Consider the following 14,662-nt stretch of genomic DNA (forward strand, 5'->3'; position numbering starts at 1 on the left):
GAAGTTCGAAAAGTGGTCTATGGTGGAGGCGAGGGGGCTGTGAACTGATGTTCGAGCCGAGTGGCTGATCGAGTGGCTGAGCGACTGGTGGGTCGAGTGCGGGAGGTGCGTGTGCCGGGGTTCACGCATCTGCACACCGTCTCCGGGTTCTCCCTGCGGTACGGGGCCTCGCACCCGGAGCGGCTGGCCGAGCGCGCCTCCGAACGGGGCATGGACGCCCTCGCGCTCACCGACCGGGACACCCTCGCGGGCGCCGTCCGGTTCGCCAAGGCCTGCGCCGGGGCCGGGGTCCGCCCGCTGTTCGGGGTGGAGCTGGCGGTGGGGGCGCCCGCTCCTTCCGGACGGCAGGCGCGGCGACGGGCCCCCGTGCGAGGCGGCGCCTTCCTCGACGAGTCGACCCCCCGGGTGACGTTCCTCGCCCGGGAGGGGGCCAAGGGCTGGGCCGAGCTGTGCAGAATCGTTTCGGCGGCGCATGCGGGCGGTGGTCCGGAGGGGAACAGGAGCGAGGTCCCGCCCCTGCTGCCCTGGTCGGAGTGCGCCGCCGAGGGCCTGACCGTGCTCCTCGGCCCCGCCTCGGACGTGGGGCGGGCACTGGCCGCGGGGCGCCCCGACCGCGCCGCGAAGCTCCTGCTGCCCTGGCGGGAGACGTACGGCGACGCCCTGCGCCTCGAAGCGATGTGGCACGGCCGCGAGGGCACCGGCCCCGGCTCGCTGCGGCTGGCCGCCCGGACCGTCGGCTTCGCCGCGGAGCAGCGGGTACGGCCCGTGCTCAGCAACGCTGTCCGGTACACCGACCCCGGCATGGGCCCGGTCGCCGACGTGCTGGACGCGGCCCGGCGGCTCGTCCCCGTCGACCCCCGGGGCGAACTGGACTCCGGCGAGGCCTGGCTCAAGGGCGCGGACGCCATGCTGGGCGTCGCCGAGCGGGTCGTGGAGGCCGCCGGGTACCGCCGCGACACCGCGTACCGACTGCTGGAGCAGACCCGGGCCACGGCCGCCGAGTGCCTGGTCGACCCGGAGGACGATCTCGGCCTCGGTACCGTCCACTTCCCCGAACCGCACCTCGTCGGCGCGGGCCGCCGCACCGCCCAGCGGGTGCTGGCCTCGCGGGCGGCGGCCGGGATGGTGCGGCACGGCTACGCCACCCGGCGCGCATACTGGGAGCGGATGCACCGGGAGCTGGACGTCATCGCCCACCACGGCTTCGCCTCCTACTTCCTGACGGTCGCCCAGGTCGTCGACGACGTACGGAAGATGGGGATCCGGGTCGCCGCACGCGGCTCCGGCGCGGGCTCCCTGGTGAACCACCTGCTGGACATCGCGCACGCCGATCCCGTCGAACACGGTCTGCTGATGGAGCGGTTCCTGTCCAAACGGCGGGTCGTGCTGCCCGACATCGACATCGACGTGGAGTCCGCGCGCCGTCTGGAGGTCTACCGCGCGATCATCGACCGCTTCGGCACCGAGCGGGTCGCGACCGTCGCGATGCCCGAGACCTACCGCGTCCGCCACGCCGTCCGGGACGTGGGGGCGGCCCTCTCCCTGGACCCCGCCGACATCGACCGGATCGCCAAGTCCTTCCCGCACATCAGGGCCCGGGACGCGCGGGCGGCGCTCGAAGAGCTGCCCGAACTCAGGCAGTTGGCGGGGGAGAAGGAGAAGTACGGCCGACTGTGGGAGCTGGTCGAGGCGTTGGACGCCCTCCCGCGCGGAGTCGCCATGCACCCGTGCGGGGTGCTCCTCTCCGACGCGTCCCTGCTGAGCCGTACGCCGGTGATGCCGACCAGCGGTGAGGGGTTGCCCATGTCCCAGTTCGACAAGGACGACGTCGAGGACCTCGGGCTGCTCAAGCTCGACGTGCTGGGGGTGCGGATGCAGTCGGCGATGGCACACGCGGTGGCGGAGGTGGCGCGGGCGACGGGGGAGCGGGTCGACCTGGACGCGCTCGACTTCGAACGGGGCGCGGGCGACCCGGCGACGTACGAACTCATCCGCTCCACCGAGACCTTGGGCTGCTTCCAGATCGAGTCGCCCGGCCAGCGGGACCTGGTGGGGCGGCTCCAGCCGGCCACCTTCCACGACCTCGTGGTGGACATCTCGCTGTTCCGGCCGGGGCCGGTCGCCGCCGACATGGTGCGGCCGTTCATCGCGGCCCGGCACGGGCGGGCGCCGGTCCGCTACCCGCACGAGGATCTGGCGGAGCCGCTGCGGGAGACGTACGGCGTGGTCGTCTTCCACGAGCAGGTCATCGACATCGTGCACCGCATGACCGGCTGCGGCCGGGACGAGGCCGACCGGGTGCGACGCGGGCTGTCGGACCCCGAGTCGCAGGGGCGGATCCGGGTCTGGTTCGCGCAGCACGCGGCGGCGAGGGGGTACGACGCCGAGACGATTCGGCGGACCTGGGAGATCGTGGAGGCCTTCGGGTCGTACGGTTTCTGCAAGGCGCACGCGGTGGCCTTCGCGGTGCCGACGTACCAGTCGGCATGGCTGAAGACGCATCATCCGGCGGCCTTCTACACCGGGCTGCTCACCCACGATCCCGGGATGTACCCCAAGCGCCTGCTGCTGGCGGACGCGCGGCGGCGCGGGGTGCCGATCCTGCCGGTGGACGTGAACCGGTCCGCGGTCGCTCACCGTATCGAACTGGTGTCCGATTCAAAGGAGTCGGGGAAGGCGGAGGAGGCCGAGGGGACGCGGGGGCCGAAGGGCCCGGCCGGGGAGAAGGTATGGGGGATCCGGCTCGCGCTCTCCGACGTGCACGGCATCAGCGAGGCCGAGGCGGCGCGGATCGCGGACGGGCAGCCCTACGCCTCGCTGCTGGACTTCTGGGAGCGGGCGCGGCCGAGCCGACCGCTGGCTCAAAGGCTCGCCCAGGTCGGCGCGTTGGACGCGTTCGGCGCCAACCGGCGTGACCTGCAACTGCACCTGACCGAGCTGCACCGGGGCGGCCGGGGCGCGGGCGGCGGCCAGCTCCCGTTGTCCGGCGGGCGGCGGACCGCCTCGGCCGGCCTGCCGGACCTGTCCTCCGCCGAGCGGCTCAGCGCCGAACTGGGCGTGCTGTCGATGGACGTCTCCCGCAACCTGATGGACGACCAGCGGGCGTTCCTCGACGAACTCGGCGTGGTGTCGGCGCGGCGGCTGCGCACGGCGCGGCACGGCGAGACGGTGCTGGTCGCGGGCGCCAAGGCGGCGACCCAGACCCCGCCGATCCGCTCCGGCAAGCGGGTCGTCTTCACCACCCTCGACGACGGCACCGGCCTGGTCGACCTCGCCTTCTTCGACGACTCCCACGACACCTGCGCCCACACCGTCTTCCACTCCTGGCTGCTGCTGGTGCGCGGAGTGGTGCAGCGGCGCGGACCGCGCAGCCTCAGCGTGGTGGGCGCCGCCGCCTGGAACCTCGCCGAACTGGTGGAGCTGCGGCGCGAGGGCGGCCTCGACGCGGTGGCACCTCGGCTGGCGGAGCCGGAGCCGGAGCCCATGGGCACCGGGGGCGACACCGGGCGGCGGATCCGGATGCCCACCGGTTACGAGATGCATCCATGGGCCGATCTGCGGCCCGCGGGCGAAGAGCCCTCACAAGGTCCTTCTCGGATACGGAAGTTGTGGCACCAGAGTCCAGGGAGTGCGGGATGACCATCCTCTGCGTACGATTCCAGCTGCCGTCGGGGTACGAGGCGGCCCTGCCCGGTCTCCTCGGTCTGGTCGAGGACTTCACCCCGGTCGTTCAGGCGCTGCCGCCGGACGGCGTGCTCGCCGATCTGCGGGGTGCCGAACGGTACTTCGGCCGGGACGCCGAGGAGCTGGCCCGGCTGATCCGGATCCGCGCCCTCGCGCTGTACGGCGTCGACTGCGTGATCGGCGCCGGGCCCGGACCGCTGACGGCGCGGCTGGCGCTGGGGGCGGCGGCGCCCGGGTCGCCGTGCGCGGTGCCCGAGGGCCTCGTCGTGGACTTCCTCGCCGAACTGCCCGTCGGAGCGCTGCCCGGCGTCGGTACCGCGACCGCCCGCACCCTGCGGGAGTACGGCCTCGAAACCCTCGGCGGGGTCGCCTGCGCGCCGCTGTCCACGCTGCAGCGGCTGGTCGGCGCGCGGACCGGCCGTGACCTGCACGAGAAGGCCAACGGCATCGACCGGGGCCGGGTCGTACCGAACGCCGCCGCCCGCTCTCTCGCCACCGAACAGACCTTCCCGTACGACGAGTTGAACCCCGACCGGCACCGCCGCGCCCTGCTCGCCGGCACCGAGGAGCTGGGCTCGCGGCTGCGCGCCCTGGAGAAGATCTGCCGCACCCTGACCCTCACCGTCCGCTACGCCGACCGATCCTCGACAACCCGCACCCGCACGCTCAAGGAGCCGACCGCGCACTCCCCGGCGCTGACCGCGGCCGCCTACGCCCTGTACGAGACCCTCGGCCTCCAGCGCGCCCGCGTCCGCGCGGTCGCCCTGCGCGCCGAGGGTCTCACCCCCGCCGACCAGGCCTCGCGCCAGCTCGCCTTCGACCCCGTCGACGAGAAGGTCCGCCGTATCGAGGAGGTCGCCGACCTGGCCCGTGCCAAGTTCGGCCCGCACGCGGTGATGCCGGGGACGCTGGCCGCGTGAGCCGCCCCCGCCGGTCCCGCCGCCCCCGTCCGGTGACGGTCCGACGTCACGTGTCAGTGGCCCCGATCATCACTTGAAGTTTTTACTGACGCGTAACTTCCCACTTTTTCTACCCGCCCGTAACTTGGCGAATAAGAACAGCATCCTCGTGATCCGGATCACAGGGCGAACGTCGTCGCACGTCCCTTGAGCCGCAAGGAGATCACCCGATGCTGCCCTGGAAACGCCTGATCAGACCGTTGGCCGCCCTGTGCCTGGCCGCCGCCGCGACCCTCGTGCCGGTCACCGCCGCGGAGGCCGCCGACTCGGCCGCCGCCACCAGCCGTGGCTGGAACGACTACACCTGCAAACCCTCCGACGCCCACCCGCGCCCCGTCGTCCTCGTCCACGGGACGTTCGCGAACTACGTCGACAACTGGCTGGGTCTCGCGCCGTACCTCGTGAACCGCGGCTACTGCGTCTACTCCCTCGACTACGGCCAACTCCCCGGCGTCGCCTTCTTCCACGGCCTGGGACCCATCGAGAAGTCGGCGGAGCAACTCGACGCCTTCGTCGACCGGGTGCTCGCCGCGACCGGCGCCGCCGAGGCCGACCTCGTCGGCCACTCGCAGGGCGGCATGATGCCCCGCTACTACCTCAAGTTCCTCGGTGGCGCTGCCGAGGTGAACGCGCTCGTCGGCATCGCGCCCTCCAACCACGGCACCACCCTGAACGGCCTCACCCAGCTCCTCGACCACTTCCCCGGCGCCGGCGACCTGCTCTCCACCGCCACCCCGGCCCTCGCCGACCAGGTGGTCGGGTCCCCCTTCCTGACCAAGCTCAACGGGGGCGGCGACACCGTCCCCGGTGTCACCTACACGGTTCTCGCCACCCGGTACGACGAGGTGGTCACGCCGTACCGGTCCCAGTTCCTCGACGGGCCGAACGTACGCAACATCGTCATCCAGGACCTCTGCGCGCTCGACCTCTCCGAGCACGCGGCGATCGGGCTCCTCGACCGGATCGCGTTCCACGAGGTCGTCAACGCCCTGGACCCGGCCCACGCCACCCCGACGACCTGTCTGTCGGTCGTCGGCTGACACGTGCCGTCACGTTCCGCCGGGGCCTGTCCGGCCTGAGCCGCCCGACAGGCCCCGGAAGTCGTCAGCGGCCGTGCCGGCCACGGGCCGTCGCGCGGCGGCGGGCCGCGGCGAAGAGGAGGGAGGAGCCCGCCGCCAGGACGGCGGCACCGCCGAGGGCCAGATACGGGGTCACGCCCTCGCCGCCGGTGTCGGCGAGGCCGTCCTTGCCGCCGACGGGTTCCGCGAGGCCGGCGGAAGCGGCCTCCACGGCCGACCTCTCGTCGGTCGTGGACATGGCGGTCGGTGACGTGTCGTCGGAGGCGGTGTCCCCGGTGTCCCCGGTGTCCGCTGTGCCCCCGGCCTTCTCGCCCTTCTCGCCCTTCTCGTCCTTCTCGGCCGAGGTCCGTTCCGTCGCCTTCGCCGAGGTCTTCGGCGTCGGGTCGGTCGTCGTGCTCGCGTCGTCGTCGCCGAACGAGACGTCCGAGCATGAGTAGAACGCCTCCGGGCTGTCCGAACGCTGCCAGACCGCGTACAGCAGGTGCTTGCCGGAGCGCTGTGGGAGGGAGCCGGAGAACGTGTAGAAGCCGCCCGACGCGGCCGGGTCGGTGGCCGTCGCCACCGGGTTCGCCAGGTCGAGGTCGTCCCAGGCGAGCGGCCGGGACGGGTCGTAGCCGCCCTTGGTGAGGTACACCCTGAACGTCCCCTTGTGCGGGGCCGTGACCCGGTACTTGAAGGTGTACGACCCGGCGCGCACGCTCGTCGCCGGCCAGTCGCTACGGGCCAGGTCGAGGCCCTTGAACGCCTCGCTGCCCGCGCTGCACAGCTCGCCGTCCGGGATCAGCTCCCGATGGCGGCCGGCCGCGTCGCCGATCCGTACGCCGTTCCAGTCGTAGAACGCCTGGGTGCCGCCGGCCGTGACCGCCGCCCGGCAGGCCGCCGACCTCGGGCTCTCGGGGCCCTCCGCGTAGCACTGCGCCACCCGGCTCACCGGGTCGCCCAGCGAGCCGTGCGCCGCGGCCGGCCCGGCGGCGCACAGGGTCAGGGCGAGCGGGGCGACCCCGGCCGCGCCCATCGCACCGACGACACGTGCGGTGGCGGACGCGGTGGCCTTGCGGCGGGCAGCGGGCATGGCGGGGCGCTCCTCGAAACGGTCCTGAACGGCTCCCGGGTGGGGCCCGGTTGCCGGGGTGATCAGCAAGCTAGCCCCGAGGAACCGTGAAATCGCCTGCTGAGGGCGGGCGCGCGCGATCCTTATGGTGGCGTTAAGGATGGGCTAATCGAGGGCTCAGGAAAGCCCGTCGGGAAGTCCGCCGAAGATCCGATTCTTACCTCGGTGCGTGACACTGGGCCCGTTCGTATCCGTCGTAGAGAAGGGACCCGCGCATGACCGCCGTACGCGGAACATCCGTGGACATCGCCATCGAGGACGGCACCGTCGACGCCTACTTCGTCCACCCCGACGACGACGCTGCGCATCCGGCGGTCCTGTTCTACATGGACGCGTTCGGGCTGCGGCCGCATCTGAGGGCGATGGCCGACCGGCTGGCCGGTGCCGGATACACGGTCCTCGTGCCCAACGTCTTCCATCGGTCGGGGCGGACCCCGGTGTTCGGCCTGCCCGAGTTCATCGACCCGGCCGCGCGTCCGGAGATATGGGACCAGATCCTGCCGGTCATGCTGGCGCTGACGCCGGACCTCGCCCTGCGGGACGCGGCCGCGTATCTGGGATGGCTGGCCGACAGCCCCCGGGCCGCCGACGGGCCCGTCGGGACCACCGGGTACTGCATGGGCGCCCGGCTGGCCCTGCGTACCGCCGGCGCCTTCCCCGAACGGGTCGCCGCCGCAGCCGGCTTCCACGGGGGAGGCCTGGCGACCGACGCCCCGGACAGTCCGCATCTGGCGGTGGCACGGATCACCGGTGAGGTCTACTTCGGCCACGCCGACGGGGACCCCTCCCTGCCCCCGGAGCAGATGGACCTGCTGGACAGGACGCTGACCGAGGCCGGCGTCCGCCACCGCACCGAGGTCTACCCGGGCGCCGCGCACGGCTACACCCAGGCCGACACGGCCGCGTACGACGCCGACGCGACGGAACGCCACTGGACGGCGCTGCTGGACCTGTTGGACCGCGCCCTGAAGCGGCCGAGGTCATGACGGTCCGGTCGGCCGGGGCGGTTGCCGTTCGGACGGTCTGAAGGTCTGGCGGTCGGGTGGACGGGTGGCGGGGCGCGGGTGGTCGGCGGGGCGGGAGCGCGGAACGCTCAGCCGTCCGGCCACCACGTGCGCGCGATGTCCTTTCGCACTTCCCGGCGCTCGACGGGGCGTTCGTCGGCCTCGTCCCGCACCCGGCGGGACGGGGACTTCCTCAGGGGCTTCTGCACGGTCGTACGGCGCATGGCTGCCTCCTTGCGTCTACCGGGTTCCGCGTTTTCACGGAGGTAGACCTTTTCCGGGAGCGTTACTCATCGTTCGTGCTCTGTCAGTGGCGGCTGTCACCATCTGGACTGTCAGTGGCAGGTGTCACTATGGCGGCATGACCAACATCGACGACGGCGAAACCTCCCCGGCCCCGCGAACACCGAACAACCCGGCGGCAGATGACCCTCCCGGGGCCGTCGACTGGGACGCGGAAGCCCCCTCCTTCGACGACGAACCCGATCATGGCCTGCGGGAACCCGCCGTCCGGGAGGCCTGGGCGGCCAGGCTGCGGGACTGGCTGCCGGGGCGCGCCGGCGACGTGCTCGACGTCGGCTGCGGCACCGGCAGCCTGTCACTCCTCGCGACCGAACAGGGGCACCGGGTGACCGGAGTGGACTCCTCCACCGCCATGGTCGCCCTGGCCCGCGCCAAGCTCGCCGAGCGGCCCGCCGTGTTCCTCGTCGGCGACGCGGCGGTCCCGCCCGTGGGCGAGGAGCGGTTCGACGTGGTCCTCGCCCGCCATGTGCTGTGGACCCTGCCCGACCCGGGCCGTGTGCTGCGCCGCTGGTGCGGACTGCTGCGGCCCGGCGGCCAACTCGTGCTGGTCGAGGGCGTGTGGGGCACGGTCAGCCCGGTCGGCATCCCCGCCGAGCAGCTGTACGGGCTGCTCGTGCCCCTCGTGTCCGACGCGGAGCTGGTGCGGCTGGGGGACGACCCGTCGCTGTGGGGGAGGGAGGTCGAGGACGACCGGTACGCCATCGTGGGCCGCCTCTGACCCCCCCCAGCCGGTGCCGGCTAGGCCAGCAGCGACTCCAGGCCGCCCTCGGTGGTGGCGAGCGCCTCCAGCGTGTCGAGGGCGGCGACCGCGGCGGCCGCAGCCGCCGGGTCGCTCCGCGCGAGCCCGCTCTCCTCGAACTCGTCCTCGTCCAGCCGCAGTACGGTTCCGCCGTCGGCCGACCGCCACAGGTCCAGGTCGAGATCCTCGACGACGACCTCCCCACCCGAGAAGACGGCCGGCCTGGTGATGTCGCAGTACCAGCCCTTCAGCACGCCCCGGGGATCCCGGACCTCCTTCACCGCGTACCACCGGTCGCGCCAGTAGTACTCGGTGAACACGTCACCCGGCCCGAAGCGTACGAAGCCGAAGTCCCGTACGCTCTCGGTCGCCCAGTCGGCCCGGACCACGATCCGGGTGCCGTCGTCGCTCACCAGCCGTGCGGGGTAACGGATCTTCGTACGGCCCGCCTTGAGCAGGACGACGTCCACCTCGCGCCCCTCCTCCCGGGGCTCAGCCGAGTTCACGGACATACCGCGCCTCCGTCGCGCAGACCTCGTACCCGAACCACTTGTTGACCGCGAGCATCGGCCCGTTGCCGGCGTCGTTGCCCGTGAACGCCTCCGTGCAGCCGGCGGCGCGGGCGCGGTGCAGGGAGTCGTTCTTGGCGAGCTTGGCGAGGCCGCGACCGCGGAAGGCGCGGGCCGTGCCCGTCATCACGGTGAAGTAGCGGTCCCGGCCGTCCGTGTGGACCGCGGTGAACGCGGCGGGGGTGCCGTCCACGACGACCACCGTGCTCAGGGCGTGGTCCAGCAGGGGGTGGCCGTAGATCTCCTCGGCCCACTGCCCGTAGTCGTCCAACTCGGCGTCGACGTCGCCTGGTTCGTCGGCCGTGGTCTCCGCGTCCAGGTCGAACAGGGGGCGCGGGTCGTCGGCGAAGTCGGCGGCCGTACGCAGTTCCACGCCCGGGGGCGGCGAGGAGAGCGGGGGGAGGGTGCCGTGGGCCAGGTCCAGGCGCAGGAAGTGCGCGAAGCGGCTCGGTGTGTAGCCGCGTCGCTCGGCGAACGCGCGGTTGTCCGGGGTGTCCAGCACCCAGGACAGCAGGCGCCGCGCGCCCACCGCCGTCAGCCGCTCCTCGGCGGTGCGCGCCAGCAGGGCGCCCGCGCCCCGGCGCAGGTGCGCCGGGTGGACGTACACGGTGATGTCGCCCTGGCCGGGTTCGGGGCTGTCGTGGGCGATGGACAGTTGCGCGGTGCCGATCACCTCGCCGTCGGCCTCGGCGACCAGCTGCTGGTGGTGGGCCTCGGGAGGCGCGAGCGTCGCGTCGTGGAGCAGGGACGCGGCGGTGCTGACCATGAAGGGCAGGGCGCGCCGTCGTACGTCGGCGAAGGCCTCGGCGTCCGCCGGGTCGGCGGCGCGGAGGTCGCGCACGATCAGAGTCATGTGAGCGCACGCTACGCGGGCGTCGCCGGGCGTCGCCTCCGATTTTCCGGTGGGTACGGGACAATCGCCGCGTGACCTTGAAGATTCGCATCGTGGAGGGGGGCGCGCCCTACGAGCAGGTGCGCGCCCAGATCTCGGAACAGGCCCGCTCCGGAGCGCTGCCCGTGGGGTACCGGCTGCCGACCGTACGCGGGCTCGCCGAGCAGCTCGGGCTCGCGGCCAACACCGTCGCCAAGGCGTACCGGGCGCTGGAGACCGACGGGGTGATCGAGACGCGGGGGCGCAACGGGACGTTCGTGGCCGCGGCCGGCTCCGCCGCGGAACGGGAGGCCGCCGTGGCGGCTGGGGCGTTCGCGGAGCGGGCGCGCCGCCTGGGCCTGAGCGAGACGGAAGCACTGGCGGCGGCCCGGGACGCCCTGCGGGCCGCGTACGTGGAGTAGGGCCGGCGGGGCGCGAGGCCGGTTCGGCACCGCCGAGATCGACCGCCGTGGCTGAGTGCCGCCGCGGCGGGATCATGTGTGGCGGCGTGGGAAGGCCGAGCGGACGGGCTGTGACGGAGAGGCGGGGCTGCGGCGGGGGTTGTACGCGGAGCGCGTACGCCGACTGGGGCTGAGTGAGCCGGAGGCGTTGGCGGCGGCCCGGGACGCCCTGCGGGCCGCGTACGTGGAGTAGGGCCGGCGGGGCGCGAGGCCGGTTCGGCACCGCCGAGATCGACCGCCGTGGCTGAGCGCCGCCGCGGCGGAAATTGTGTGCGGCGGCAGGGAAGGTGCAGGGGACCGCACGGCAAGGCTGTGGCGGAGGGGTGGGGCCGCGGCGCGGATCGTGTGTGGTGGCGGGGGAGACCGCGCGCGGGCTGCGACGCGTCCGTCGAGAGGTCGCCGTGGGCAAGCCCGCTACGTCCGTGCCAGGCGACCCGGTGTCCGGGTGGGGTGCAGGCCTGCTCTTCCGGCCGCTTTCGCGAACGTCGTCGCGTCCTGCACCGCCGCCGCGTGGGGGTCGTTGTTGAAGTAGACGTATGCGTCGGCCGTGGCGGGCCAGGTGTCCGCCAGGCGGTGGGCCCAGGTCGTCAGGGAGCGGCTGCCGTAGTGGGGCCAGGGGTGGGCCCGGCCCTGGTGGAGGCGGAGGTAGCACCAATCGGTGGTGCGCCAGAGCGGGGTGGCCGGGCGGGAGTGGCTGTCCGCCCAGCACAGGGCGGCGCCCCGGGACTCCAGGACCTCGCGGACCTCGGGGGTCCACCACGAGTCGTGCCGGGGCTCGACCGCGACCCGGGTGCCGGAGGGGAAGCAGCCCAGGCAGGCGTCCAGGAGAGCGGCGTCGGCTCTCAGCGTCGGGGGGAGCTGGAGCAGGACCGGGCCCAGGCGGTCGCCCAGGCCCTCCGCATGGGTCATCAGACGCCGCACCGGCTCCTCGGGATCCCGCAGCCGTTTGATGTGGGTCAGGTACCGGCTCGCCTTCACCGCGACCACGAAGTCCCCCGGCACCCGGTCCCGCCACGCCTCGAAGTTCTCCCGCGTCGGCAGCCGGTAGAACGCGTTGTTGAGCTCGACCGTCGCGAAGTGAGCCGCGTACTCCTCCAGCCACGACCGGGTGGGGCATCCCTCCGGGTAGAAGGCGCCCCGCCAGTCCTTGTACTGCCACCCCGACGTACCGACGAACAGGGTCATACATCCATCAAAGCACCGTCGGTCTCATGTCACAGAAGGGCCCCAGCCCTACAGGTACAGGCCCGCGTCGGCCCCGCCCCGCGGCTCCGGCAGCGACGTCGGTGACGTGCCGCGGCGCAGCGCGTACAGCTCGGCCAGGGTCGCCCCCTCGCGGCCCACCCCCTCGTCCGTGCCGAGCCAGCCCACCGCTTCCGCGCGGGTCAGCGCGCCCACCTCGATCCGGGCGAGACAGCGGCCGGGGCGGACCACGGCCGGGTGGAGGCGCTCCAGGTCCTCGTTGGTGGTCACGCCCACCAGGACGTTGCGGCCCTGCCCGAGCAGGCCGTCCGTCAGGTTCAGCAGCCGGGAGAGCGCCTGGCCCGCTGTGTGCTTGGCCTCACCCCGGATCAGCTCGTCGCAGTCCTCCAGCAGGAGCAGCCGCCAGCGGCCCTTGCCCGCCGCGTCCTCCTCGCCGATCGCGATGTCCATGAGATAGCCGACGTCGGAGAAGAGCCGCTCGGGGTCCAGGACGCAGTCGACCTGGCACCAGTCCCGCCAGGAGCGCGCCAGCGTGCGCAGTGCGGAGGTCTTGCCGGTGCCGGGCGGGCCGTGCAGCAGCAGAAGACGGCCCGCGATGTCCTCCGGGGTCGTCTTCATCAGGCGGTCCATCGCATCCGCCACGGGGGCCGTGTAGTTCGGCCGCACCTCCTCCCAGGTGCCCGCCGAGATCTGCCGGGTGGTGCGGTGCGGGCCCCGGCGCGGCGAGACGTACCAGAAGCCCATCGTCACGTTCTCCGGCTGCGGCTCGGGTTCGTCGGCCGCGCCGTCGGTGGCCTGGCCGAGGACCTTCTCCGCCAGCTCGGCGGTGGTCGCGGTCACCGTGACGTCCGCGCCCCGGTTCCAGCGGGAGATCAGCACCGTCCAGCCGTCGCCCTCCGCGAGGGTCGCGCTGCGGTCGTCGTCCCGCGCGGAGCGCAGCACCCGGGCGCCCGGCGGCAGCAGGGTGGCCCCGGACCGTACCCGGTCGATGTTCGCCGCGTGCGCGTACGGCTGCTCGCCCGTCGCGAAACGGCCGAGGAACAGCGCGTCGACGACATCGGACGGGGAGTCGCTGTCGTCGACGTTGAGCCGGATCGGCAGTGCGTCGTGTGGGTTGGCAGACATGTCGCCATGATCCGTCACCGAGGGCTCCCCGTGCATCCGCTTTGCGTGGCGTGCCGGTGGTGTCGGCGCGATTGCCCGGGAGTTCACGGACGGAAGCTCCCCCGGCAGGGGTTCGCGCGGTTACTGTTGCCCATGATGGGACGTCATGGGTGGATTGCGGGGGACCGGCGATGGCGGCTCACCGCGCTCGTGGGCGTGGGGGTGGCGGCGCTCGCCCTCGTCGTGACCTTGCTCAGCACACTGCCCGGGGGCGGCAGCACCGCCGGCACCACGCCCGACGGCGACAAGGTGCACGGCACGCCCGCGACCCCGCCGGGGGACGTCGGGCCCAGTGTGGGCTGGGGTTTCACCCACACCCAGTACAGCGCGGACGTGGGCAGCGGGACGGCCGTCGAGCGCGTCGAGGAGTGGCTCGGTGAGCGGCCCCTGCCGCAGATCCAGCACATCATGGGCTGGGGCGCGGGCAACCCCGAACCCGTCGAGGGGCGTTACGACTTCGAGGAGATGGACCGGCGCATCGACTTCGTCCGCGCCACCGGCGGAACCCCCGTCGTCACCCTGTGCTGCGCGCCCGACTGGATGAAGGGCGGCAGACCGGGCGCCGACCGGACCGACTGGAGCCAGGCCGCGCTGGAGACCGCGCCCGAGCCCGAGCACTTCGCGGACTACGCCGCGCTCGCCGCGACCGTCGCCAAGCGCTACCCGGACGTACGACACTTCATCGTCTGGAACGAGTTCAAGGGCTTCTGGAACGACGCGGAGGCCCGCTGGGACTACGAGGGGTACACCGAGCTGTACAACCTCGTCCACCAGGCCCTGAAGAAGGTCGACAAGGACATCATGGTCGGCGGGCCCTATCTGGTCATGGACAGTGTCGATCCACGGCAGAAACAGGACGCGTCGACCTCCCTGAAGGGGCCGTGGGGCTCCCTGGACCAGCGGGTCCTCGACGCCTTCGACTACTGGAACGAGAACAAGGCCGGCGCCGACTTCGTGGTGGTGGACGGCTCCAGCTACACCCGGGACGACGAGCTGGTCCCCGACGAGTTCGCCGCGAGCGACAAGTTCACGGCCGTCAGCCGGTGGGTGCGGGAGCGGTCCGGTGATCTGCCGCTGTGGTGGGCCGAGTACTACGTCGAGCCCGCCGACGTCGACGACAACCGGCACGGCTGGTCCGAGAACCGCCGCGTCGCCGTCCAGGCCTCCGGGCTGATGGCCATGGCCAAGGGCGGTGCCACCTCCGGCTTCTACTGGAATCCGGAGGAGAAGACCGGGGAGTGCCCCGGGTGCCTGTGGACGCCGACCGACAAGAAGGACGGGGGCGAGGAGCTCCCCATGTACGGGTTGCTGTCCCGGTTCGACGAGGAGTTCCCGCCGGGGACCAGGTACGAGTCGGTGGCCGTCGCCGACGACGACAAGCCCAACGTGCGGGTGCTCGCCGACGACAAGGCGGTGCTCGTGGTCAACACCCTCGACCGGAAGATCAGCGCCGACATCGACGGCCAGAAGTTCGACATGGCCGCCTACGAGGTGAAGTGGCTTCAGAGGTGAGGG

Annotated in this window: 14 protein-coding genes; 8 read left to right on the forward strand and 6 right to left on the reverse strand. The window is 72.8% G+C overall.

Annotated features, from left to right (window positions below; genetic code table 11):
• Positions 1-111: 111 nt before the first annotated feature.
• The 3 genes from P8T65_RS37680 to P8T65_RS37690 all read left to right on the forward strand — a co-directional run bounded on the left by P8T65_RS37680 (position 112) and on the right by P8T65_RS37690 (position 5,683).
• Positions 112-3,639, forward strand: a complete 3,528-nt coding sequence (locus P8T65_RS37680) for a DNA polymerase III subunit alpha (RefSeq protein ID WP_316729763.1) — start codon at positions 112-114, stop codon at positions 3,637-3,639.
• On the forward strand, positions 3,636-4,604 hold the full coding sequence (locus P8T65_RS37685) for a DNA polymerase thumb domain-containing protein (RefSeq protein WP_316729765.1): 969 nt from the start codon (positions 3,636-3,638) through the stop codon (positions 4,602-4,604). Before P8T65_RS37680 ends, P8T65_RS37685 begins: the two co-directional genes overlap by 4 nt.
• A gap of 209 nt (positions 4,605-4,813) precedes the next feature.
• Complete coding sequence (locus tag P8T65_RS37690; RefSeq protein ID WP_316729766.1) at positions 4,814-5,683, forward strand: alpha/beta fold hydrolase; 870 nt, start codon at positions 4,814-4,816, stop codon at positions 5,681-5,683.
• A 64-nt stretch (positions 5,684-5,747) separates the two neighbouring features.
• On the opposite strand, the gene P8T65_RS37695 is transcribed toward P8T65_RS37690, so the two are convergent.
• Positions 5,748-6,794: a lytic polysaccharide monooxygenase gene (locus P8T65_RS37695; RefSeq protein ID WP_316729768.1), complete on the reverse strand. Its 1,047-nt coding sequence runs from the start codon at positions 6,792-6,794 to the stop codon at positions 5,748-5,750.
• Between the two features lie 254 nt (positions 6,795-7,048).
• On the opposite strand from P8T65_RS37695, the gene P8T65_RS37700 reads away from it, so the two are divergent.
• The gene (locus P8T65_RS37700; RefSeq protein ID WP_316729770.1) at positions 7,049-7,819 is read left to right on the forward strand and encodes a dienelactone hydrolase family protein; all 771 of its coding nucleotides are present in this window, start codon (positions 7,049-7,051) and stop codon (positions 7,817-7,819) included.
• A 107-nt stretch (positions 7,820-7,926) separates the two neighbouring features.
• Here P8T65_RS37700 and P8T65_RS37705 read toward each other — a convergent pair whose 3' ends face one another.
• Positions 7,927-8,061, reverse strand: coding sequence for a hypothetical protein (locus tag P8T65_RS37705; RefSeq protein ID WP_268269884.1), 135 nt, complete (start codon positions 8,059-8,061; stop codon positions 7,927-7,929).
• A 137-nt stretch (positions 8,062-8,198) separates the two neighbouring features.
• Between P8T65_RS37705 and P8T65_RS37710 the strand changes: the two genes are divergently transcribed.
• Positions 8,199-8,858 carry a class I SAM-dependent methyltransferase gene (locus P8T65_RS37710; RefSeq protein ID WP_316729772.1) on the forward strand — a complete coding sequence of 220 codons (660 nt, stop codon included), beginning with the start codon at positions 8,199-8,201 and terminating at the stop codon, positions 8,856-8,858.
• A gap of 20 nt (positions 8,859-8,878) precedes the next feature.
• Here P8T65_RS37710 and P8T65_RS37715 read toward each other — a convergent pair whose 3' ends face one another.
• Both P8T65_RS37715 and P8T65_RS37720 read right to left on the reverse strand, forming a co-directional pair.
• Positions 8,879-9,391 (reverse strand): DUF402 domain-containing protein, encoded by a 513-nt coding sequence (locus P8T65_RS37715; protein WP_316729773.1) that lies wholly within the window; start codon positions 9,389-9,391, stop codon positions 8,879-8,881.
• On the reverse strand, positions 9,372-10,301 hold the full coding sequence (locus tag P8T65_RS37720; RefSeq protein ID WP_316729774.1) for a GNAT family N-acetyltransferase: 930 nt from the start codon (positions 10,299-10,301) through the stop codon (positions 9,372-9,374). The genes P8T65_RS37715 and P8T65_RS37720 overlap by 20 nt, the downstream gene beginning before the upstream one ends.
• Positions 10,302-10,372: 71 nt before the next feature.
• Here P8T65_RS37720 and P8T65_RS37725 point away from each other — a divergent pair, with 71 nt between their 5' ends.
• Both P8T65_RS37725 and P8T65_RS47480 read left to right on the forward strand, forming a co-directional pair.
• Positions 10,373-10,741 (forward strand): GntR family transcriptional regulator, encoded by a 369-nt coding sequence (locus tag P8T65_RS37725; protein ID WP_316729775.1) that lies wholly within the window; start codon positions 10,373-10,375, stop codon positions 10,739-10,741.
• Between the two features lie 76 nt (positions 10,742-10,817).
• The gene (locus P8T65_RS47480; protein WP_399101854.1) at positions 10,818-10,973 is read left to right on the forward strand and encodes a hypothetical protein; all 156 of its coding nucleotides are present in this window, start codon (positions 10,818-10,820) and stop codon (positions 10,971-10,973) included.
• A 221-nt stretch (positions 10,974-11,194) separates the two neighbouring features.
• Here the strand turns inward: P8T65_RS47480 and P8T65_RS37735 are convergent, their stop codons facing one another.
• Together P8T65_RS37735 and P8T65_RS37740 are read right to left on the reverse strand one after the other, a co-directional pair.
• Positions 11,195-11,965 carry a DUF72 domain-containing protein gene (locus P8T65_RS37735; protein ID WP_316729776.1) on the reverse strand — a complete coding sequence of 257 codons (771 nt, stop codon included), beginning with the start codon at positions 11,963-11,965 and terminating at the stop codon, positions 11,195-11,197.
• A 48-nt stretch (positions 11,966-12,013) separates the two neighbouring features.
• On the reverse strand, positions 12,014-13,108 hold the full coding sequence (locus P8T65_RS37740; RefSeq protein WP_184895950.1) for a DUF5925 domain-containing protein: 1,095 nt from the start codon (positions 13,106-13,108) through the stop codon (positions 12,014-12,016).
• A 135-nt stretch (positions 13,109-13,243) separates the two neighbouring features.
• Here P8T65_RS37740 and P8T65_RS37745 point away from each other — a divergent pair, with 135 nt between their 5' ends.
• A complete protein-coding gene (locus P8T65_RS37745) occupies positions 13,244-14,659 on the forward strand; it encodes a GH39 family glycosyl hydrolase (protein WP_316731852.1) in 1,416 nt (471 codons plus the stop codon).
• The last annotated feature ends 3 nt before the right edge of the window (positions 14,660-14,662 follow it).

Origin of the sequence: Streptomyces sp. 11x1 (assembly GCF_032598905.1) — a bacterium.
Lineage (GTDB): Bacteria > Actinomycetota > Actinomycetes > Streptomycetales > Streptomycetaceae > Streptomyces.